The sequence below is a fragment of the Arcicella rosea genome (assembly GCF_014204325.1).
GTDB lineage: Bacteria > Bacteroidota > Bacteroidia > Cytophagales > Spirosomataceae > Arcicella > Arcicella rosea_A.
Genome location: NZ_JACHKT010000045.1, coordinates 1 through 20,892, shown reverse-complemented (window position 1 = coordinate 20,892; position 20,892 = coordinate 1). Strand labels below are relative to the sequence as shown.

Here is a 20,892-nt window from a genome sequence, read left to right as displayed (position 1 = left end):
GAGCTGACAGCTATAACATTTATGCTTAAAACAACTGTAAAAGTATCAAACTTAAATAACCTTTCAGACGCACGTTACTGTGCTGGAATGGGCGTAGAATTGTTGGGTTTTTCAATGGATGAACTTGACTTTGAAAAGTACAAGGAAATGCGTGGCTGGTTAGCGGGCATTCAAGTAGTGGGAGAAACGGATTCAACTGATGTATCAAAAATCATTGAATTAACAGAAAATTTCCAACCAGATTATTTACAAGTAAGTGCTTGGGAGAATTTGGCTGAAATTCAAAGAATTGGTTTACCGATTATTCTAAAAGTAGATTTTGCTACGGCAAATCTTCCTGCATTGTTTCAGACTACCAAAGGAATGGTTGAGTATTTTTTATTAGAAAACTCTGATGAATTTGGCGTGATTGATGAAGCAATATTGAGCCAAGTAGATGCTTGGTCATTTCAGTATCCAATCTTACTAGGTTTTGGATTAAAAGAATCAAACGTAAATGACCTTTTAGAACAAACCCAATTGACAGGATTTGCCCTAAAAGGAAATGATGAAATCAGACCTGGTTTTGGAGATTTCGATGAATTAATGAATATTTTGGAAGTACTGGAAACCGATGATTAAGGTTTCATTGGAAACTTATCATCTCTATGATTACTTACTTTGAAAGATAGGTACACTCCCATACCTAATAACATGATGGATACAATTGCTAGTGCCATAATTGTAGATTTTTAAGGTTTAAAAAGGTTTAATTCTGAAAATACATACGTAAAAACGTACTTATTAGATTTAGATTAATACCCGAAAATAATTGAAAGCTATTGATTTTCAACAAATCCCCTAGAAATTGTATCCATTAATTTATTAAACGGTAAATTTGAGTCTAACCAATTGATTTTCAGCCCATCATTTTCCATTTTCCTAAAGTAAGTCATCTGTCTTTTTGCAAATTGATGAATGGCTATGTTTAGCTTTTCAACCATCACTTCATAAGCAATTTCTCCTTCTAAAAACTGAGTAATAAACTTGTACTCTAGTCCGTAAAAAATTAGTTTTCCGGCGGGAATACCTTTCGATAAAAGTGATTGCACTTCTTCTATCATTCCATTTTCCAAACGATGGGTTAACCTTTTCGTGATTTTCTCTCTTCTGAGTTCTGTGGCTGGATTTAAGCCAAAAATTATAGCTTTTGGGATAGCTTGTGGAGTAATTTTAAAAGTGGGATTATTTTTCAAGAAAAGATTAATTTCTATAGCCCTAATTAATCTTTTCTTGGTTGAAGTATCCGATTTTTCTGAGTAAACACTCTGATTTTCTTCAAAGATTTTCAGTAAATCTTCTGTAGACTTTTCAAGTAATTGCTCTCTTAAAGTTAAATCTATAGGAATTGAAGTAAATTCGTAGCCTTTCAATACGGCGTCTAAGTACATGCCTGAACCTCCGCAAAGAATAGCGGTTTTTCCTCTTTGAATGATGTCTGTGTAAGCTTTTTGAAAATCCTGCTGGAATTGATAAATATGATAGCTTTCGCCAGCGTCTGTGATGTCGATTAAATGATATGGTATTTTCTTGCCTTCAAAGGTATATTCATCCAAATCTTTGCCTGTACCAATATCCATTCCACGATATACTTGTCTGGAATCCGCACTGACGATTTCTCCATCAATCTGATGAGCCAATTGTACTGCCAAATGTGTTTTCCCACTAGCAGTTGGACCAAGAATTACGATGAGTGAAGACATTTTTTTTAGCAATGAGTCGTGAGCTTTGAGCTATGAGCCTAATGTTTTTTTGTAAAAAATAATCTTTTGTCTTGCGTCTTGTTTCTTTTATCTTTCTTCTTTCAGTCCTCAAGTCTCCTCAAAATCTACATCAACAATCGCCAAATAGCTGAAAGAAAAATACCAAGAATAGCAAAAGGCGTAAGTACTTTCCAAGTAAGATACATCAATTGGTCAACACGTAAACGAGGGAAAGTCCAACGAATCCACATTTGTACAAATACGCCTGCATAAGATTTTGCAATCAACCAGAAAAAGCCCCAAATCGCACCCGACCAAGTATTTGGTTCGCCAGAAGTCCAATCGGCTAATTTCAGAAAGCCAATATTTGGAAAAGGCGTATTCCAACTTCCCCAAAAAAGAATCGCTCCTAAAATACTCACTAAAAGCATCATGCCATACTCAGACAAAAAAACTAAAGCCCAACGCATACCAGAATATTCTGTGTGGAAACCTCCCACTAATTCAGATTCTGCTTCGGGTAAATCAAAAGGTGCACGGTTACATTCCGCCAAGGTAGCAATAAAGAAAATAATATAAATGGGAAAGAAAAAGGGAACTCGAACAATATTCCAAGTTAAAAACCCTCCTACTTTAGAAACATCTATGTCTAAAAATTTTAAGCCAAATAAGTAATTGGTTTCTTCAGTATAAATTCCTTGTTGCAAACTAATTTCTTGCAGATTAAGACTCTGTGAAATCATCGCTACACAAATGACAGTCAAACCCAAAGGTACTTCATAAGAAACAATTTGTGCCACAGAACGCATTGCACCAAACAATGAATACTTATTGTTTGAAGCCCAACCAGCCATTAAAATACCAATAATATCGATTGAAATCACAGCCAATAAGTAAAACAAACCTACTTCTGCTTGTGAACCTTGAAGGTATTCGCTTGGGCCTAAAGGCAACACGGCGAATCCAGCAAAAATGGCCACGAAAATAATACAAGGAGCAATCAGGAAAAGACGCTTGTTAGCCAAGGCAGGCACAATGTCTTCTTTTTGAAGTAATTTTATTAAATCAGCAAAAACTTGTAGAAAACCATATTTACCAACTTCCATGGGTCCCAAGCGGTCTTGCATGAAAGCTGATACTTTCCGTTCTGCATATACACCAATTACAACATTGGTCAATACTAAACCCAAACAAATCAGTAAGGCTATATACATTTTTGAAAATACTTGTTTGAATTTGAAAATTTGAATTGAGTTAATTTGAAAATGTTTACGATACTACATTTTCAAATTTCCAAATCTTCAAATTTTCAAATCATGTAAAATTTATCCTACCAAAGTAGTAAGGGCAATTGTTGCTTTTTCTAAAGCCTGTTCAAAGTCTTCAATTAAGTCTTCTACTGCTTCTAAACCAACTGCCACTCTGACTAAACCATCTGTAATACCAACTTCAGCTCTTTGCTCTGCCGTTAATTTTGAGTGCGTTGTTGAAGCTGGATGCGTAATAATGGTTCTGGTATCACCTAAGTTCGGAGAAATAGAAGCAATCGTAATGTGTTTCGACATTTCGTTTACCATTTCAAAACCTCCTTTTACATCAAAAGTAAGGATTGCACCACCCATTTTCATTTGCTTTTTCGCTAATTCAAATTGTGGATGCGAAGCTAAGAATGGATATTTTACAAAATTTAGTGCTGGATTATTCTCTAAAGCTTGTGCTAATTTCAAGGCATTTTCAGCGTGTTTCTCCATGCGTAGATAGATAGTCTCTAAACTTTTTGATAAAACCCAAGCATTAAATGGAGACATTGATGGGCCTGTATGACGTGAAAAGAAACGAATTTCTTTCACCAATTCTTCTCTACCACAAACTACTCCACCTAATACTCTTCCTTGTCCGTCGATGTATTTTGTAGCTGAGTGAATTACTAAATCTGCACCCCAATCGGCTGGTGTTTGGATAATTGGTGTTGCAAAACAGTTATCCACTGCTAAAATCAAATTATGTTTTGCTTTTAACTGACAAATCGCTTCAAGGTCAATTAAATCTAAACCCGGATTTGAAGGACTTTCGCAGAATAAAAATTTAGTATTTTCTTGAATGGCTGCTTCCCATGCTGAAAGATCATGACCATCAACGAAAGTAGTTGTAATTCCCCATTTAGGAAGAATTTTACTTAAAATCTGAATACAAGAACCAAAAAGTGCTTTTGAAGCAACAACATGGTCGCCAGATTTTAATAATGCTGCCATCGCTGCAAAGTTGGCAGCCATACCTGTAGCAAAGGCAATACCAGCTTCAGTATTTTCAAGCATACACATTTTCTCTACAAATTCATCCACGTTTGGATTCATGTAGCGAGAGTAAATGTTTCCTTCTATTTCCTCAGCAAAAATGGCACGTCCTTGCTCTGCATCTTCAAAAGTAAAACTTGAAGTAAGATATAATGGAACAGAATGCTCACGGTTTTGTGAACGTTCTGCTTGTATTCTGATAGCTTTAGTCTGTTTTTTCATCGTATTCAGCAGTAAAAGAATTTCAAATTTCAATACTTATCAAAAATAAAACTAGTTTAGTTTTGATAAGAATCGCAAAGATAAAACAAAAAAGCTGTCGTTGTTCCCAAAAACACCCATTACTGTGGCTTGTTATATTCAACTACAAGCAGTTTTACTGTTTTATTCTTTCATCAAGATGATAAGCGACTGTACTTTTGATTTTTACTTTTGAAAAGTCAGAATGAAGTGGATTCAATACATAGTTGAATTCGTCTGGAATAATTGCAGAAGGTACTTGAAAAACAAGATATTTGTTTTCTTTTAATATGTTAGAACCAATCTCCATAGAAATCTTTTGACTGAACCAATCCTCGGGTAAGTTTTCTTTTGTCAGTTTGAATATTTCACATTTAGGGAGAATAACTTCAACGAAAACTAAATCATCAGGTATTTCCTCTTTTTTTACATGTACAGAAAATTCTAAAACACACATTGCTCTTGAAGAACCGAGATATAGACAAGGTATGCCTTTATGATTCCATCTACCTCCATATAATTTTGAACCTTCTCCCGATAAATCAGATGCAAACTTTGATTTTGTTAACCTAAATACTTTCATTATGAAAAAATTCCATGTTCGATTCTACCTAAAATGTCATCTACTTTTTTTATCCCCTCTGCTGTATTTAATAAATCAAAAGGAATCTTTTCATCAAGAGCATCATTAGGTTTTCTTAGCCAATTTTCAAATTTCCTAGAATCGCCAAAAACTGATAATCCATGTTCATATAAGGCTGATTGTTCTAATGTATTTCTTGGTGATAAACGATTGTTTGTGGTAACACGTAACTTTTGAACTGGAATAACAGATATGCTACTTTTATTAGTTTTAAATCTTGGAGATGAATAACTATTTATATTAGAGATATTTCCTATTCTTTTTACATTATGTCTTGTATTCCTAGTAATATCCTTATTTAAGTTAACTTCTTTAGTCTCTCCGTTATCTAAACTATCTAATTGCTCTAATTCCATAGTATTAAGGGGATTATAATTTGACAAATTAAAATAAACACTAGTAAATATAATGAAGTATCCTTGTAATTGTTATCCCTATTCGAAGATATTTAACAAGTAAAGCACGCAAACGATAAAATTCAATTTTTCTTCAAAATTAAATGTGACCTTTATCAAATGAAAATATTACTCATCGAGGACGAAAAAGAGATTTCTAATAGCATCAAAAGCTATCTTAAAACGAACGATATTATCTGTGAAGTAACGCACAAAGTTCAGGAGGCTTTAGAGAAAATTGCTAATTATGAATATGACTGTATTCTGTTAGATTTAATGTTGCCTGATGGCAATGGATTTGAAGTTTTGAAAACGTTGAAAAGCTTAAATAAATCTGATGGTATCATTATCATTTCTGCTATTGAATCTTTAGATACTCGTTTAGAAGGTTTTAACTTGGGTGCTGATGATTTTCTGACCAAACCATTTCATTTATCTGAATTACTGGTAAGGATACATTCTTTAGTCAGACGAAAAAACTTTAATGGCAATAATATCATTAAATTCAACGAAATTCAAATTGATTTTTTTGCCAAAACAGTATCCGTCAATGATGTAAAGATTGATTTTACCAAAAAGGAAATTGATTTATTACTTTATTTAATCGGTAATCATAAAAAAGTACTTTCAAAAAGTGCTTTAGCAGAACATCTTTCTGGCGACATGGCTGATATGCTCGATAACCACAATTTTGTGTATGCTCATATTAAAAATTTGAAAAAGAAATTAAACGAAGCTGGCTGTCAGGATTATGTAAAATCAGTTTATGGCTTAGGATATAAATGGGAAGCATGAAAGGGTTACTCCATAAAACCTTACTTTTTTATAGCATTTTCACGACAATTGTTCTGTTGTCGAGCTACCCATTTGTTTATTGGGCAATGGATAACCTTTATAAAGAAGATGTTGACGAAGCGATTTTCCAAAGAAAAGATGAATTCATCGCCTACAATTTACCCAATCTAAAAATTGAAGACATTCAACAATGGAATCGTTTTAATAGAGATATTAAAATCTTGCCAGATACTGTAGCGAGTAAAGAATTTAATCATATTATCGAGCAAAATAACTATGATACTTTGGTTTCGGAATGGGAACCCTATCGAATTTTATACACTAAAATCAAGATTCAACATCAAAAAGCAGTATTGATGATTCAGCTTAATTTGGTTGAGTCAGAAGATTTAATCGCTACGCTCGGACGTTTTTATTTAGGTATTTTGTTCGTTTTGTTGGCTGTTATTTTAATGTTTGCCAAATTCACTTCTAAGTATTTATGGAAAAGTTTTTATGATACTTTACAAAAAATAGAACAATTCAATCTCGAAAAACATGATGCTCCTACTTTTCAACAATCTAACATCAAAGAATTTGAACAATTGAATAAAAGCCTAAAAAAACTCATCAGTACCAATATTCAAGTTTATCAATCACAAAAGGAATTTATAGAAAATGCTGCGCATGAATTACAAACGCCTTTGGCTGTTTTTCAAGGTAAAATAGACACACTTTTGCAACTTTCGGATGTTACTCATGAACAATTTGAGATACTGAGTTCGATGAATGATACGGTTTCTAAATTAAATCGTATGAACAAAAACCTCTTGCTACTTTCAAAAATCAATACTCCTCAATACAATGAAACCATCCATTTTAATTTAGCAGAATTGATTAAAAAGCCTCTTGATTTCTTTTCTGAACAAGCTATTGCCAAAAATATTAAAATCAAGTTAGAGATAGATGACACTGTAATGGTGAAGGCGAATTTTGTCCTTACAGAAATTTTAGTGAGTAATTTGTTCTTAAATGCAATTCGTCATAACGTCAATAAAGGTAGTATTCACATTTCACTCAGTAATCATACTTTAGTTTTTACGAATACTGGCATTCCTGAGGCTTTGAATAATGACAAATTATTTACTCGTTTTTCAAAATCAAATCCTTCTTCACAAGGCAATGGCTTGGGTTTATCCATTATCAAAGCCATTGCTGATTTGAATCAATGGACTGTTTCTTACTCCTTTCAGAATAAGCTGCATACTTTTTCTATAGCATTCTAAAAACTCAAAATTTCTTCTAATTTGACCAATATCTTTGCTTCAAATTAATATTAAAAAACAATGAAGAAAATCCTTATATTATTTTGCTTTAGCATATTAAGTTCCGTAGCATTTGCTCAAAAATCAGGAAGTATTGCTGGGAATTTAACCGCCAATCAAGAACCTATAGAATTTGCGACTATTACTTTATCTAAACTTCCAGATGCTACCAAAATCGTTTACTTCACAAGTTCAGATTCTTTAGGGCATTTTTCCTTTGAAAACATCAATCTAGGAAACTATTTGATGAAAGTCAGTCTGATTGGCTACAAAACATTCATTCAGAACATTACTTTATCCGAACAAAACAGTCCTTATTTTTTAAAGGATTTGATGTTATCCACAGATGATAAACTCTTGAACGAAGTCGTAGTTACTTCTCAAAAGAAACTCATAGAAAAAACTACCGAGGGTTTCATCGTCAATGCAAATACCAATATTACGCAATTGGGCGGAACGGCGACCGACCTTTTGAAAAATACGCCCACCGTATCGGTTGATGCTGAAGGAGTGATAACTTTAAGAGGAAAAACGCCTTCGATTTTAATTAATGGGAGAAATTCAAATCTTGCCAATACCGACCAAATTCCAGCAAGTAGTATTGAAAGTATTGAAATCATTAACAGTGCTTCGGCAAAATATGATGCCAATGCGGAAAGTGGAATTATCAATATTAAACTCAAGAAAAATACACAAAATGGCACGAATGGAGCCATCGCTATTGGTGGTGGAATGGGTTCTAGAGAAAGAGCAAATAGTGCTTTGCTGATTAACCATAAAACTGACAAATGGAATGTTGGCGTAGGTTATGATAATCGCTTTGCTGGTAGAACGAAACATATTACCAGTAATCGAACCAATTTCAATTTATCTGATAAATATTACATCAATCAAGATAGAAATGATGAAAGAGTAGAGCGTTTACAAAACCTAAAATTAAATGTAGATTTTGCACCGAATGAAAAAAACACTTTCGCTTTTGAAGCCATCGGGAATCTTGAAGGACAAGACAATGATGAATTCTTGAATAGTATTATTCTAAAACAAAATAACAATTTTAATACTGGTAATAATCGGCATTCATGGGAATATAAGCGTTCAAAAGTTGCAGAGTTTGCCATGAATTACAATCGTAAATACGATAATCCTCAAAAGGCATTATCAGCAAGTATTACTTCATCTATTGAAAACGGAAAGGAAAATACTGATATTTCAACACAAAATATCGACGGAAATGCGAATAATATCGGAGCGATTTTCTGGCAAAGAACACACAATTACGAAAATGGTATTATTTCAAATGCCAAGGTTGATTATACTTTACCAATCTCTGAAAAAGGAATCCTAGAAACTGGTTACAAAGGAATTTTTCGTAGTATTAAAACTGACTTTGAAATGGCTGATAAGGTTGAAAATAGCTATGTTATTAATTCTGCCTCTAGCAATATTTTTAATTTTAACGAACAAGTTCATGCGGTTTATGCCCTTTATCATTCCTATTTCGGAACGGCAGAACAACCTAAAGTAAAGTATGAACTTGGACTCAGAGCCGAACAAGTAAATAACAATGGCGAAACGCAAAATAACAGTACGCATTTCACTAACAATTATTTGAAGCTTTTTCCAACGGCTAATATTAGTTACTTTATCAATGCTGATGAATTTTGGAAGCTTAGTTATGGTAAAAGAATTAACCGTCCGGGTTTGGGGCAGTTAAATCCTTTTGTGGATATAACAGATGCTTTGAATCCGCATAGTGGCAATCCGAATTTAAAGCCTGAAATTATTGATGCAATAGAAATCAGTTATAATAAAGAATGGGACAAAATTTCACTTTCATCAAATGTATTTTACAGACATGCCAATAATACGATTAGAAACTTTTTTATCTCTCAAAATGATGGTACAGTACTTAACTTACCCAATAATATCGGTAGTTCAGATAGCTATGGCTTGGAGAATATCTTCACAGCTAAACCAACAGATTTTTATGATTTGAATGCCAGCATTTCATTATTTCAACAAAAACTAAATGGAAGTAATGTGTCAAGTGATGCTATCCAAAGCTCTTTTAACTGGTATGGAAAGTTAATTAATAATTTTGCGGTAAGTAAAGGTGGTAAATTACAAATCATAGCCAATTATAATTCAGCAGCGACTACTCCTCAAGGTAGATTGATAGCCTTGTATAATGTAGATTTAGGATTTCAACAAAAGCTTGGCAAAGGGAATACTAGATTAGGTCTAGTAGTAGTTGATGTATTTAATACTTTAAAGAGTGGTTCTAAAAATTTCACCAACGAATTTACAAGCAATCGTAGCCAAAAAGCTGATACAAGGGCAGTTATGCTGACATTAGCTTATACTTTCAAATCTGCTTTCAAGGAAAAACTATTAGATAATAAGTTTTCTAAAGAGTTTTAGCAAGTGGGTATCACTAAACTCCTGTTTCTCGACGTCTTGTCCTAATAAAATCTATCTCAAAGATAGGATGACCTATCAAAATGATGGAAGAAGCTATCTAAAAGACGAAAAAACCTATCTAGGAGATAGGACGACCTATTAAAAAGATGGGAAATCCTATCTCAGAAATAGGACAAGCTATAAAAATGATGGAACAAGCTATCTCAGAGATAGGACAACTTATCAAAAAGATGGAAAATCCTATCTCGGAGATAGGATTCGTTTGGTTTATTGTTCAAAAATGAATCAAAAACCAAATAATATTCTAAATCAGATTGATTAATTAGCTTTGACAAATTTAAAAAATTATCAAAGCTAACAAAGTTTACTTCGCTCGTTCAATCGTAAATTGAACAAGTCCTGCTAAAGATTTTTTATAGATAGAATCTGGGAAAGTTGAAAGAATGTTTTGTGCTTCTTCAACAATGTTTTTCATTACTTTGGTAGCATATTCCAATCCGCCAGATTGTTTTACAAATGAAATTACTTCTGCTACTTTTTTAGGATTGTCCGATTCATTTTTGATGATATTGATGATGTTACGCTTGGTACTCCAATTAGCTTTATTCAATGCGTAAATCAATGGAAGTGTCATTTTCTTTTCTTTAATATCAATGCCTAATGGTTTTCCGATTTCAGCATCTCCATAATCAAAAAGGTCGTCTTTAATTTGGAAAGCAATGCCTACTTTTTCCCCGAAAGAATGTGCTTTGGCAACGGTTTCTTCATCTGCACCCACAGAACTCGCACCAGCTGCACAGCAAGCAGCAATTAAAGTAGCCGTTTTTTGTCGGATAATTTCAAAGTAAACATCTTCGGTAATGTCTAAGCGACGAGCTTTTTCTATCTGCAATAATTCTCCTTCGGTTATCTCTTGAAAAGCGGTAGAAATGATTTTCAGGTTTTCAAAATCATTATGCTGAACAGAGAGTAAAAGTCCTCTCGTCAATAAATAATCTCCTACCAACACAGCGATTTTGTTTTTCCAAAGGGCATTTACCGAGAAGAACCCACGACGGTAATTAGAATCGTCCACCACGTCGTCATGCACTAAAGAAGCAGTGTGCAATAACTCGATTAAAGCAGCTCCACGATATGTTTTTTCGGTGATTGTACCACAAATACCAGCCGATAAAAATACAAACATCGGACGTAACTGTTTCCCTTTTCTTTGGACGATATAATTCATTATCGTGTCCAAGAGCATCACCTTTGTTTTCATAAACTCCTTAAACTTTCCTTCGAAGGCATTCATTTCAGTAAGGATTGGAGCTTGTATTTCTTTGATAGATAAATTCATAAGATTTTTAAATGGTTTGCAAATTACGCTTTTCTCTAAAAAAATGTATATTGCTTGAATTAATAACCTGAAATTATTTTTTTAGTTCGTTAATTGATGAATCGTTCGTTATACAAAATTGTTCATCCTTAACGTTGACGGAGTATCTATAAAACAATATTTAACCATGAGTAAAATTTTAGTTTTGGCGGGTGGGTCAGTAAAAGGTGCGTATCAGGCAGGGGTTGTAAAAGCAGTTTTTGAAACAGGATTTTCTCCAGATGCTATCTATGGTATTTCGGCAGGCAGTATGAATGCCTCTTATTTAATCAATAGTTTTGGCAGACAAAGTATAGAAAACGACGGCTATATTGATTTGAATCAGGCAACGAAAGATTTGAATGACTTTTGGGTGAATAATATTTACGCTCCAGAATGTTTGTCGTTGAGACGTGGCACTTACGAACTAGGACTCAGTGCCATCCGTAGAAACTTTGAAGGTTTATTAGATACTACTCCACTAAGAGAAATTCTGGATAATAATATTTCGATGAGGAATATAAATGCCAGTCCCATTCAATTAAAAGTTGGAGCTGTCGATATAATCAACGGAAATATCGTCTATGCCAATCCTTCTTATGATCATTTCCTTGACTATATCATGGCATCTTCAGCCATTCCAATCTTGATGCCCGTTGTGAATATCGGTGGACAAAACAATATGGCATTTTTAGATGGAGGTATGCGTGATGTTGCACCCGTAAAGAAAGCTATTCAAGACGGTGCTACCGAAATCATTTGTGTGGCTTGCCATACTCGCAACATTGATGGTGGATACTTCCCTTATGGAAATCTTTTGGCTTTGGTTGATAGAGTAATGGATATTGCCGTAAACGAGTGTTTGAATGCAGATTTAGATTGGGCAGAGTTTAGAAATGAATGTTTACCAGCAGATGGTTCACCAAGTGAATTTGGCATTTTGAAAGGTCAATCCAGAATAAAGCTAAAAATCATTCGTCCACAGCACCATTTGAATATCGACATTCAAGCATTCAATAGAGACGACATCAAAAGAATGCTACTATTAGGCTACGAACAAGGAATGGAGGAAATGAGAGAATATAAGAAGTAGTTGTGAGTGGTGAGTGGTGAGTGGTGAATGAGGAGTAAAAAATGACATTTCACTAAATGTAATCGTCGTGTATAAAGATTGAAATGGCATATCACTAAATGTAAGTGACGTGTATAAAGATTGAAATGACATTTCACTAAATGAAAGTGGCGTGTATAAAGATTCAATGGGCATATTACTAAATGCAAGTGTCGTGTATAAAGATTGATATGACATATCACTAAATGTAAGTGGTGTGTATAAAGATTAAAATGGCACTTCACTAAATGGAACACTCATATTCCGCTTAGAAGAGATGCTTTTTAGGAGTACTTCGACATGGTTAGAATATGGTTTTTGCACTTCGCATTTTGTTTTGTTAAAACTCCAACAATACAAAAATGTACAATGCTTATTTTGTATTGTTAAAAAACTCTATTTTTGAAAATTACAAATATAAATATTTGAAAACAAATAACTTATAAATTGTACAGAGCTAATAATAGCTTTGTTTGTAACAATTAATTATTTTTAGAAAAAAACGCTAACATGCGTATATTTACGAGTTAGCAGTAATTATAACGAACGACACAATGAATATCATTATACAACAAATTTTATGGTGGTTTGCAGGCTCGGACACTTCAATTGTACGAGAAACACCACAATCTGAACAAAACCGACACACAACAATTGGATTAATATCTTTTCTAAATTTAGTTTTAAATTTTTTTGTTGGATTTTATGCGTCACTTTATATATTCTATTCTTATATCTTGGCAATTATCTTTGGGATAATTTGGAGTTTAATTCTAACTAACATAGATAGAGTGCTAAATACAGGCATATCGTCTAATTTTAGGACGAAAATATTTCAAATTGCACCGAGAATTATAATTAGTGCAATTATCGCATTTATAGTTTCTGAATTGCTTCAATTAGCAATATTTAATCCTAACGTAGAAGGTTTCTCACTTATTGAAAAGCTTGTGTCATTACAATCACTAAAATCAAAAAATTCTTCAACGGCAACAATTGGTTTATTAATAACCATTCTTGTACTGCTAACAGAACTATTACCATTGATTTTGAGAATAATTACACCAACGGACTTATACAATGAATTAGTTTATCAAAAAGAGAAATTATATTTATTTCAATCAAGGTCTAAAATTAACAATGAAATTGAAGTTCAAGAAAAACTTAGAAGCCTTAAAACAGAAATTGAAAATTCAGATACAGACAAAGAAAAATTGCTAAAAATTGTGAACGAGTTAGAAAATAATGAAAGTAAAGATATTTCGTCAGAATTTACATTTGAAAACTATTTTCAAAATATGGGAAATAACTTAACAGAACAAGCAAATATTAGCAATAAAAAAGCACAAACTTTACTACATCAAGGAATATTTATAATTCTACTCGGTATAATAATTCATTTGACTTTGATATTTTATTGGGTTAGTGATTTTCACAAAACAGGATTTCAAACTTATCATATTTACGTTTTAACAGCAACCTCATTAATGTTTCTATTTTTTGAATTTTTGGGAGCTTGGTTTCTTAAACAATACCAAAACAGCTTAAACACCTCTTTTTATATTCTAAAATTCAAAACTGTAATTGACAGATATATATTATCCTTTTTGGCTATTAAAAAATTCAATTCAGAAACTAAACAAGATGAAAACTTAAAAATACTGTTGCAATTCCTGAGTTTAGACTTAAAATTTCCCGAAAATCAAGACTTAAAAATTAATACATCTTTTACCAAAGAAACCTTTACATCAATAAACTCTTTGACAGAAACAATAAGTAAATTAGTGGACAAAAAATAACTACTGCCAACAGGGGTTTGCCAAAATGGGGGCAATATTGGTAAATTGAGCATTGGTAATTCTAATAAACTTCAGTACTAAAACGAGCAAAACGGCTTCGAATTCTTGGCTCCTATGCGGTTTGACTCCAATCCTAAAATTTTAAATCACAAAATATATGAGTATAATTATTGCTTTACGAGGCAAAGGAAATTCTGGTAAGACAACAACAATTAGAATTCTTCACAACTTACTTTTAGCAAATGGCTACGTTCAAGTTAGAAGTAATTTTAGCGTTAACGGTGGAGATTTTATAACAATATTTTCAAAGAAGGGAAAACTTATTGGTGTTACAAGTTCTGGCGACACTTATGATTTAGTACACGACCGTTTACAAGAAATGGTTAACGCAAATTGTAATATTTGTGTTTGTGCTTGTAGGACTTTTGACCGTTCTGCTAAACCTGGGACAAACGCAGCTATAATTGAGTTTGCCACTTATAGTAATCAATTTGTAGAAAAAACTGTTGACGATAATGCAGCAACACGACCTGCTACTAATAATAGCGACGCTCAAAATTTATTGAGGTTAATTGACAGTTGGGTTTGACAATCCCCTAACTGGTTCAAGTGTTAATCAAAGCGTCACTTGGACTTTTAAATCATTTCAGTTTGAAACTGAAATAATTTAAAAGTCCAAGCCACAGGCTTGAACCAGTAAGTGCAAAAACAAGCACAAAAAAGAGTTTTAAATACTTTTCAGTAATGTGTTTTACTGAAAAAGTGAATTGGAAAGAATTTGAAATTGGAAAAGATTATAGAGCCTTTTTAATCACAAAAAGCTCGGTAGCTTTTGTAGTTCAATACACTTCTTTACAAATATTTTTTCGTAACCAATAAACATTATTTTGATATACCAAAATGCTTTTAGAATATATCAACAGAAAAAAAGAATCCCATTTTTTTATCTCCAAAATGACAAAAAATGGAAAGGAACGCTTTTATGTTGTGAAAGATAAAAGCAAATACCCAAAATTGGAGCTATTAATAGAGCTTCCAAAAGGCTTTGAGTTTTATGAACATCCAGAAGATGCAAAGGTCGTCCTCAGAAAAATATTAAAATCTGTAGTCTTGCAAGACGAAGTTGAAATTGTTACGGAAATAATGGAAAACCATATAACAGCTAAAGACTATATTATTGATAAGACTGAAAATTCAATTGATGTTTATTTGGGACACCTTGACAAAAACGACTATATAGAATTACAAGAACATTATTACAAAATTCAATCATACAGACACATACTGAGATTTGAAAAAGTGAACAATACAACATATAAAGCACAACGCTTTTGTAGTTTGAGCCGATACTATGGTTGGATAACAATGGAAACAAGTGAAAGTCTAGATTACTTAGCAGACAAATATTGTTTTCACATTGACAAGGAAAGTCTATTAGAATTTTGGATTGAAGGAGAAGAAGATTGGTAAGTAGAAAATATTAGTAGCCAACAAATGGTTGGTTTAACAAGTAGTCGAGGGCAATAATATAAAAAGCCTATACTAAATATTAATTAAGAGTTGAGAATGATGAAATATTTCAATCATTATTGGTGTTTTCATGGGGTCGCAAAGACCAACAAAACCTGCCTAAGCAACGCTTCAATTATCAAAACTATCTCACGTAAAATGAGCTTTTTTGATTAAGTTGTAGTAAAGAAAATCAGAATTTTAGACATAACCAACAAAGCTCAAACAAATATCAACGATTCTGATTATACCGAGATTTTACATCAGGCAATCAGTCAAATCAAGACTGCCCGAACCCTGATTGCAAAACAGGTAAACAGTAGCACTAATTCTGTGTATTGGAATTTGGACAAACTCCTTTTTGAAAAACATTTAGAAGAAGGCTACGGCAGTGGCGTTGTGAAACAATTATCTATTGACCTCAAGAATCAATTTCCAGATATGGGGCTTTCGCCTCGTAATTTATAGGATATGAAGCGGTTTTATGAGCGTTACTATCAAGCAGACCAAAAACTGCTACAAGCCGTAGCAGTTTTGCCTTGGGGACATAATGCTTGCATAGAAGAAGCCCAACTGGTAACTTTTGCTGTTTTGCAAAAGCGGGGGTTTCTTGCTTCTATGACAATGAATTGCTAAATTCAAGCTTTGTGCATCCAATGAAGTTTAGTGCTGAAAATCCCCGCCTTCGCAAAGCGGCAAAACGTTACCAGCCATTATAGAGCGAACCCAAAACAATAAAATGAAAGAGTATTTTGCACTTCAATATAGAATGATAAATCGCAGATTTAAAGACGCAGGATTTGAACCAATACTTGTGTATCTCATTTTGACAGTTGGGTTTGTGGGACTTTCAATTTACTTATTTAGCAAGACAGAATTTGCAGAATACATTTTTCTGCTTTCTGCTTTGACACTTATCGGCAAACTTTCAGAAACCCGAAGAACCGAATTTTTAAAAATCTGTTTTGGCGACAGACAACTGAAAAAAATAAGGATTACAGAAAATCTAATTTGTTCAATTCCGTTTCTTGCATTTCTACTTTATAAGCAACTCTTTATTCACGTAGGTTTATTATTGACATTGACAACGTTTTTAGCACTAGTGAATTTTCGGACAACATTCAATTTTACAATTTGGACGCCATTTTCAAAAAAGCCTTTTGAATTTACGACAGGTTTTAGAAACACATTTTTTTTGATTTTTGTAGCATACGCTTTGACTATTATTGCTGTTTCTGTAAACAATTTTAATCTTGGTGTATTCGCTATGTTGCTTGTGTTTGCAACTACATTGAGTTATTACTCAAAACCAGAAAACGAATATTACGTTTGGACATACAACGTAAAACCAAAGGAATTTTTGTTTAACAAAATAATAACAGCAATCCATTTTTCTTCTTCACTTGCTTTCCCAATAGCAATTGTTATTTCAATGTTCCATCCTGAATATATCGGCATACTTTCACTTTTCTTTTTAATTGGTTGGGGCTTTCTAATCAACGTAATCCTCAGTAAATACTCTGCATATCCTGACGAAATGAATATTACACAAGGTATTCTCTTAGCTCTTTGTATTTGGTTTCCACCTATACTTGTTATTCTAATTCCTTACCTTTTTAAAAAATCTGAAAACCGTCTTAGTAGCTTGTTGAAATGATAGCAATACAAAATTTATCAAAGAAATACGGAACAAATGAAGTTCTGAAAAACATCAATATACAATTTGACAAAGGAAAAGTATATGGTATTGTTGGCGAAAATGGTGCAGGGAAAACGACTTTATTTAGGTGCATTGCAGACTTGGAAGAATACGAAGGTAAAATAAGTTCAAACTCTACGCCAATTAAACATCAGCTTGGTTTACTGCTGACTGAACCTTTCTTTTTTCAAAAAATTACTGGCAAGGAATATATTCAGTTGCTATGCAATGCAAGGAAAATAAAAATAGCAGACATTCAAGAAAGAAACATTTTTGACTTGCCCTTAGAACAATATGCTTCAACATATTCAACAGGAATGAAAAAGAAATTGGCATTGACAGCTATTCTTTTGCAAAACAACGACTATTTTATACTTGACGAACCATTTAATGGAGTGGACATACAAAGCAACATTATTATCACGGAAATTATTCATAAGCTAAAATCACTTGACAAAACAATAATTATTTCATCGCACATTTTCTCGACATTGAGCGACACTTGCGATGAAATACATTTGCTAAACAAGGGAAGTTTCATCAAATCTGTTCAAAAAACAGACTTTCCTGTACTAGAAATGGAAATGAAACAAATGACAATTGGGAGTAAAATTGAAAATTTAAGACTAATATAAATAACGGCTGGTAACACCTGTAACTGTTGCCCCAACTAGTGCAAGTGTTAAGCAAAGCGTCACTTGTGCTAAACTTTAATTCAGTTTTAAACTAAATTAAAATAAACGTCCAAGACGCAGTCTTGAACAGGATGAGGGCAACAAATAGAAAAGCAATCTGGATTTCTTATGACTTTGGGCTAAAGGGAGACTATACAGGACTTTATACTTGGAAAAAGAATGAAAAGTATAATCCAAATAAAGTAGCCTCGATGAACGAGGCTACACTGGATGAAGTTCAAGAACTTCTCCTTCAAGAGTAGCAAATATAAAAATAATTATATTCAAAAATTAGTTTTTTCAGACAGTACCTCATAGCTTATCCTAACTAGTTCTCAAACTGGTCGTATGTTAAGCGAAGCGTTCCTACGACCCCTCGCTGGTCTAAGTGTTTTTCACTTAGACCTACAAATAAATGCAGTCTCTGACTGCAACTACATGATTATTGTCATCATAAAAATTAATATTTCATAAAAACACTACGTCATTGTGATAGTAATTCAGAGTAACATGTGAAGATACACGTCACGAAAACACCCACAAAAAAAGAGTTCTGAATACTAAAATTACCATTCAGCATTCAAAACTCTTCACTCAAAATTCTTTATTTACACCGACATTATATCTTTTTCTTTATCAGCAAAAGCTGCATCAACTTTTACGATATAAGCATCTGTCATTTTTTGAATACGCTCCTCTCCTGCTTTTACAGCATCTTCAGAAACGCCATCATTTTTCAATTTTTTAATCGAACTGTTCGCATCTTGACGAACGTTTCTTACATTAATTTTTGCCGTTTCAATTTCCGCTTTTACTCTTTTTACTAAGTCACGACGACGTTCTTCGGTAAGTGGAGGAATATTTAAACGGATAATTTCGCCATCGTTCATCGGCGTTAAACCAATATTTGAGTTACGAATTGCTTTTTCACATTCAGCAATCATTTTTTTCTCGAAAGGCTTTACTACAATTGTACGAGCATCAGGCGTATTGATTGATGCCGCTCCTGAAAGCGGAGTCATCATGCCATAATAATCTACTTGAATAAAATTGAAGTAAGAGGAACGAAATTATCATTTGCAAAGTGGAACATTTAATAACATACTTACCTTTGTACTATTAATCACAGAAACAATAAGATATGATACGATTTACTTTTTTTGCACTTTTATTGGTTACTCTTTTTTCTTGTAACAATTCAAAACAAAATTCAGTTAGTATGGATAATTCAGCAACAAACAAGATAATTATTGAGCAGTATTTCAAACATTTTAACAACCACGAATGGCAAAAAATGGCTGAAATGTATATCGAACAGCCTGAAATGAAAGACCCAGCTTATGGATTTAAAAATGTAAAAATGACAAAAGCTGACATTGTAAAAAAGTACAGTGAACTCAATCAAATGATTCCTGATGTACACGACAACGTAATAAATATGTATCATTCAGGCAACAACGTAATTGTTGAGTTTGAGTCATCAGGAACAGCTCCAGACGGTTCTAAATTCACATTGCCCATCTGTACAATTTTTGAAATTAAGAATGGAAAAATAACAAAGGACTTAACCTATTATGACAACTTTGAAGAGAAATAAAAACGGCAGGTAACAATGAACAAAACATTATTTATAATATTGACGCTACTCGTTTTTTCCTGCAAGAACAAAGACAATGGTAAAGAGCAAAAAATATTTGATAGAATCGACTTTGTATATAATTTAAAACAAACGGTAGCTAAAAAAACTTGGGCAACTTTTAACGAAAAGGAATATGACTTGCCACTTGTTTATTTCACTGATACAAGTTCTTACATTGCTAATCCGACAGAAAAATTCTTGAAAACATTCAAATCAGGCTTAGTTTTTCAAAACCAACTCATAAAAATTTACAAAACGAATAGCAGAGTGGACAGTTTACCATTTCATATGGAAACAGGCATGACATTAGGCGACCCGACTGACGATTATAATTATCATTCACCCTTTATGATGTGTAGTAGTTATGAAGAAACCTCTAAAACAATTCCGAATGTTCTTTCAACGGAAGAATGGACTACAATGATTATGCATGAATACTTTCATGGATATCAGTACAAACATAAACCTTACATAGATTACTACGAAAAAGAAATTGTACAAATTCAGCCAGACAGTTTAACAGCAATTTACAAAAACAATACTTGGTTTAAAAACTCAATTGACAAGGAAAATGAATTGCTGCTAAATGCTATTACTGAAACAGACAGTATAAAAATCGCAAACATCATAAAAGATTTTTTTACTTTAAGAATTCAACGAAGAAAAACAGTATTGGAGAAAATGAAATTTGACATTTCCAAGTATGAAAAATGCTACGAAACAATGGAAGGCACAGCACGATACATTGAATATTCGCTTTACAAACTCTATGCTGCAAAACGACCTGATTATAAATTATTAAAGTCTGACACCTCTTTCAAATCATTTGAAAAATTTCGCAATTACAACATAACAAAAGACAAATGGCTTTACAAAACAGCAAAAACAACATATTCATATGCTGTGGGTTTTAATATGGCAAGACTTTTAGATAAATTAAAAATTGAATACAAATCACGACTCTTTAAAGAAGGAAAAATAACGATGGAAGATATACTACTTGAAAAACAAAACGGCAGGTAACAGGCGTTTGGCGAGATTGCTGTTTTTCGGTAAGTTGTTCCTCATTTTTTCCTATTTTAGTTTTGTGGCTCGGTTACCAAGCCGCAACTTCGGGTAATGGCAAAACGTTAGCAGAAATTTTATGAGCAACCACTTTTACAATAAATTACAGGTTAAACGCATTTAAATATTAAAGAGCATTTCGATTAGATATTGGTCATTCCAACCTGCCAATTTCCTTCTACTTTTAATGCTTTCTTTATCG

The 20,892-nt window shown here is 33.0% G+C and carries 21 protein-coding genes and 1 pseudogene; 15 read left to right on the top strand and 7 right to left on the bottom strand.

Features of this window, described 5'->3' with window-relative positions; all coding sequences use genetic code 11:
- Window positions 1-21: 21 nt before the first annotated feature.
- Entirely contained in the window at window positions 22-621 is a 600-nt protein-coding gene (locus HNP25_RS20070; RefSeq protein ID WP_184137270.1) for a beta/alpha barrel domain-containing protein, read from the top strand.
- 197 nt (window positions 622-818) lie between these two features.
- Here HNP25_RS20070 and miaA read toward each other — a convergent pair whose 3' ends face one another.
- The 5 genes from miaA to HNP25_RS20045 form a co-directional block, all read right to left on the bottom strand.
- On the bottom strand, window positions 819-1,742 hold the full coding sequence (gene miaA / locus HNP25_RS20065) for a tRNA (adenosine(37)-N6)-dimethylallyltransferase MiaA (RefSeq protein WP_184137268.1): 924 nt from the start codon (window positions 1,740-1,742) through the stop codon (window positions 819-821).
- Window positions 1,743-1,867: 125 nt separating this feature from the next.
- Entirely contained in the window at window positions 1,868-2,956 is a 1,089-nt protein-coding gene (locus tag HNP25_RS20060) for a complex I subunit 1/NuoH family protein (protein ID WP_184137266.1), read from the bottom strand.
- A gap of 111 nt (window positions 2,957-3,067) precedes the next feature.
- Window positions 3,068-4,258 (bottom strand): trans-sulfuration enzyme family protein, encoded by a 1,191-nt coding sequence (locus HNP25_RS20055; protein WP_184137264.1) that lies wholly within the window; start codon window positions 4,256-4,258, stop codon window positions 3,068-3,070.
- A gap of 154 nt (window positions 4,259-4,412) precedes the next feature.
- Entirely contained in the window at window positions 4,413-4,859 is a 447-nt protein-coding gene (locus HNP25_RS20050) for an RES family NAD+ phosphorylase (protein WP_184137262.1), read from the bottom strand.
- Entirely contained in the window at window positions 4,859-5,275 is a 417-nt protein-coding gene (locus HNP25_RS20045; RefSeq protein ID WP_184137260.1) for an MbcA/ParS/Xre antitoxin family protein, read from the bottom strand. The genes HNP25_RS20050 and HNP25_RS20045 overlap by 1 nt, the downstream gene beginning before the upstream one ends.
- Window positions 5,276-5,434: 159 nt before the next feature.
- Here HNP25_RS20045 and HNP25_RS20040 point away from each other — a divergent pair, with 159 nt between their 5' ends.
- From HNP25_RS20040 to HNP25_RS20025, 4 genes are all read left to right on the top strand, one after another.
- Window positions 5,435-6,109, top strand: coding sequence for a response regulator transcription factor (locus tag HNP25_RS20040; protein WP_184137258.1), 675 nt, complete (start codon window positions 5,435-5,437; stop codon window positions 6,107-6,109).
- The gene (gene porY / locus HNP25_RS20035; protein WP_184137256.1) at window positions 6,106-7,374 is read left to right on the top strand and encodes a sensor histidine kinase; all 1,269 of its coding nucleotides are present in this window, start codon (window positions 6,106-6,108) and stop codon (window positions 7,372-7,374) included. The genes HNP25_RS20040 and porY overlap by 4 nt, the downstream gene beginning before the upstream one ends.
- A gap of 60 nt (window positions 7,375-7,434) precedes the next feature.
- Window positions 7,435-9,837, top strand: coding sequence for a TonB-dependent receptor (locus tag HNP25_RS20030; RefSeq protein ID WP_184137254.1), 2,403 nt, complete (start codon window positions 7,435-7,437; stop codon window positions 9,835-9,837).
- 146 nt (window positions 9,838-9,983) lie between these two features.
- Complete coding sequence (locus tag HNP25_RS20025) at window positions 9,984-10,121, top strand: hypothetical protein (protein WP_184137253.1); 138 nt, start codon at window positions 9,984-9,986, stop codon at window positions 10,119-10,121.
- Between the two features lie 80 nt (window positions 10,122-10,201).
- Here the strand turns inward: HNP25_RS20025 and HNP25_RS20020 are convergent, their stop codons facing one another.
- The gene (locus HNP25_RS20020; RefSeq protein WP_184137251.1) at window positions 10,202-11,176 is read right to left on the bottom strand and encodes a polyprenyl synthetase family protein; all 975 of its coding nucleotides are present in this window, start codon (window positions 11,174-11,176) and stop codon (window positions 10,202-10,204) included.
- Between the two features lie 166 nt (window positions 11,177-11,342).
- Between HNP25_RS20020 and HNP25_RS20015 the strand changes: the two genes are divergently transcribed.
- The 8 genes from HNP25_RS20015 (at window position 11,343) to HNP25_RS19980 (ending at window position 18,249) form a co-directional block, all read left to right on the top strand.
- Window positions 11,343-12,287: a patatin-like phospholipase family protein gene (locus HNP25_RS20015; RefSeq protein WP_184137249.1), complete on the top strand. Its 945-nt coding sequence runs from the start codon at window positions 11,343-11,345 to the stop codon at window positions 12,285-12,287.
- Window positions 12,288-12,859: 572 nt separating this feature from the next.
- The gene (locus HNP25_RS20010) at window positions 12,860-14,104 is read left to right on the top strand and encodes a DUF4407 domain-containing protein (protein WP_184137247.1); all 1,245 of its coding nucleotides are present in this window, start codon (window positions 12,860-12,862) and stop codon (window positions 14,102-14,104) included.
- Between the two features lie 157 nt (window positions 14,105-14,261).
- Window positions 14,262-14,693 (top strand): hypothetical protein, encoded by a 432-nt coding sequence (locus HNP25_RS20005; protein WP_184137245.1) that lies wholly within the window; start codon window positions 14,262-14,264, stop codon window positions 14,691-14,693.
- Window positions 14,694-15,004: 311 nt separating this feature from the next.
- A complete protein-coding gene (locus tag HNP25_RS20000) occupies window positions 15,005-15,574 on the top strand; it encodes a hypothetical protein (RefSeq protein ID WP_184137243.1) in 570 nt (189 codons plus the stop codon).
- A 231-nt stretch (window positions 15,575-15,805) separates the two neighbouring features.
- Window positions 15,806-16,081, top strand: a complete 276-nt coding sequence (locus HNP25_RS21885; RefSeq protein ID WP_310587187.1) for a DUF1016 N-terminal domain-containing protein — start codon at window positions 15,806-15,808, stop codon at window positions 16,079-16,081.
- Between the two features lie 271 nt (window positions 16,082-16,352).
- Window positions 16,353-17,270, top strand: coding sequence for an ABC transporter permease (locus HNP25_RS19990; RefSeq protein WP_184137242.1), 918 nt, complete (start codon window positions 16,353-16,355; stop codon window positions 17,268-17,270).
- Window positions 17,267-17,947, top strand: coding sequence for an ABC transporter ATP-binding protein (locus tag HNP25_RS19985; protein WP_184137240.1), 681 nt, complete (start codon window positions 17,267-17,269; stop codon window positions 17,945-17,947). Before HNP25_RS19990 ends, HNP25_RS19985 begins: the two co-directional genes overlap by 4 nt.
- Window positions 17,948-18,078: 131 nt before the next feature.
- Entirely contained in the window at window positions 18,079-18,249 is a 171-nt protein-coding gene (locus tag HNP25_RS19980; RefSeq protein WP_184137238.1) for a hypothetical protein, read from the top strand.
- 345 nt (window positions 18,250-18,594) lie between these two features.
- Here HNP25_RS19980 and frr read toward each other — a convergent pair.
- Window positions 18,595-19,038, bottom strand: a pseudogene (gene frr, locus HNP25_RS19975) (ribosome recycling factor); the annotation flags it as partial.
- Window positions 19,039-19,205: 167 nt separating this feature from the next.
- Between frr and HNP25_RS19970 the strand changes: the two are divergent.
- The gene (locus HNP25_RS19970) at window positions 19,206-19,583 is read left to right on the top strand and encodes a nuclear transport factor 2 family protein (protein ID WP_221432523.1); all 378 of its coding nucleotides are present in this window, start codon (window positions 19,206-19,208) and stop codon (window positions 19,581-19,583) included.
- A gap of 15 nt (window positions 19,584-19,598) precedes the next feature.
- On the top strand, window positions 19,599-20,648 hold the full coding sequence (locus HNP25_RS19965) for a hypothetical protein (RefSeq protein WP_184137232.1): 1,050 nt from the start codon (window positions 19,599-19,601) through the stop codon (window positions 20,646-20,648).
- The last annotated feature ends 244 nt before the right edge of the window (window positions 20,649-20,892 follow it).

Excerpts from the sequence above, each read along its gene's own strand:
- HNP25_RS20060 (WP_184137266.1), bottom strand. The coding sequence starts at position 2,956 with ATGTATATAGCCTTACTGATTTGTTTGGGTTTAGTATTGACCAATGTT.
- HNP25_RS20055 (WP_184137264.1), bottom strand. The coding sequence starts at position 4,258 with ATGAAAAAACAGACTAAAGCTATCAGAATACAAGCAGAACGTTCACAA.
- HNP25_RS19985 (WP_184137240.1), top strand. The coding sequence starts at position 17,267 with ATGATAGCAATACAAAATTTATCAAAGAAATACGGAACAAATGAAGTT.
- HNP25_RS20040 (WP_184137258.1), top strand. The coding sequence starts at position 5,435 with ATGAAAATATTACTCATCGAGGACGAAAAAGAGATTTCTAATAGCATC.
- HNP25_RS19990 (WP_184137242.1), top strand. The coding sequence starts at position 16,353 with ATGAAAGAGTATTTTGCACTTCAATATAGAATGATAAATCGCAGATTT.
- porY (WP_184137256.1), top strand. The coding sequence starts at position 6,106 with ATGAAAGGGTTACTCCATAAAACCTTACTTTTTTATAGCATTTTCACG.
- HNP25_RS20030 (WP_184137254.1), top strand. The coding sequence starts at position 7,435 with ATGAAGAAAATCCTTATATTATTTTGCTTTAGCATATTAAGTTCCGTA.
- HNP25_RS20025 (WP_184137253.1), top strand. The coding sequence starts at position 9,984 with ATGGGAAATCCTATCTCAGAAATAGGACAAGCTATAAAAATGATGGAA.
- HNP25_RS19980 (WP_184137238.1), top strand. The coding sequence starts at position 18,079 with ATGAGGGCAACAAATAGAAAAGCAATCTGGATTTCTTATGACTTTGGG.
- HNP25_RS20015 (WP_184137249.1), top strand. The coding sequence starts at position 11,343 with ATGAGTAAAATTTTAGTTTTGGCGGGTGGGTCAGTAAAAGGTGCGTAT.
- HNP25_RS20010 (WP_184137247.1), top strand. The coding sequence starts at position 12,860 with ATGAATATCATTATACAACAAATTTTATGGTGGTTTGCAGGCTCGGAC.
- HNP25_RS19965 (WP_184137232.1), top strand. The coding sequence starts at position 19,599 with ATGAACAAAACATTATTTATAATATTGACGCTACTCGTTTTTTCCTGC.
- HNP25_RS20070 (WP_184137270.1), top strand. The coding sequence starts at position 22 with ATGCTTAAAACAACTGTAAAAGTATCAAACTTAAATAACCTTTCAGAC.
- miaA (WP_184137268.1), bottom strand. The coding sequence starts at position 1,742 with ATGTCTTCACTCATCGTAATTCTTGGTCCAACTGCTAGTGGGAAAACA.
- HNP25_RS20000 (WP_184137243.1), top strand. The coding sequence starts at position 15,005 with ATGCTTTTAGAATATATCAACAGAAAAAAAGAATCCCATTTTTTTATC.
- HNP25_RS20050 (WP_184137262.1), bottom strand. The coding sequence starts at position 4,859 with ATGAAAGTATTTAGGTTAACAAAATCAAAGTTTGCATCTGATTTATCG.
- HNP25_RS20005 (WP_184137245.1), top strand. The coding sequence starts at position 14,262 with ATGAGTATAATTATTGCTTTACGAGGCAAAGGAAATTCTGGTAAGACA.
- HNP25_RS20045 (WP_184137260.1), bottom strand. The coding sequence starts at position 5,275 with ATGGAATTAGAGCAATTAGATAGTTTAGATAACGGAGAGACTAAAGAA.
- HNP25_RS20020 (WP_184137251.1), bottom strand. The coding sequence starts at position 11,176 with ATGAATTTATCTATCAAAGAAATACAAGCTCCAATCCTTACTGAAATG.
- HNP25_RS19970 (WP_221432523.1), top strand. The coding sequence starts at position 19,206 with ATGGATAATTCAGCAACAAACAAGATAATTATTGAGCAGTATTTCAAA.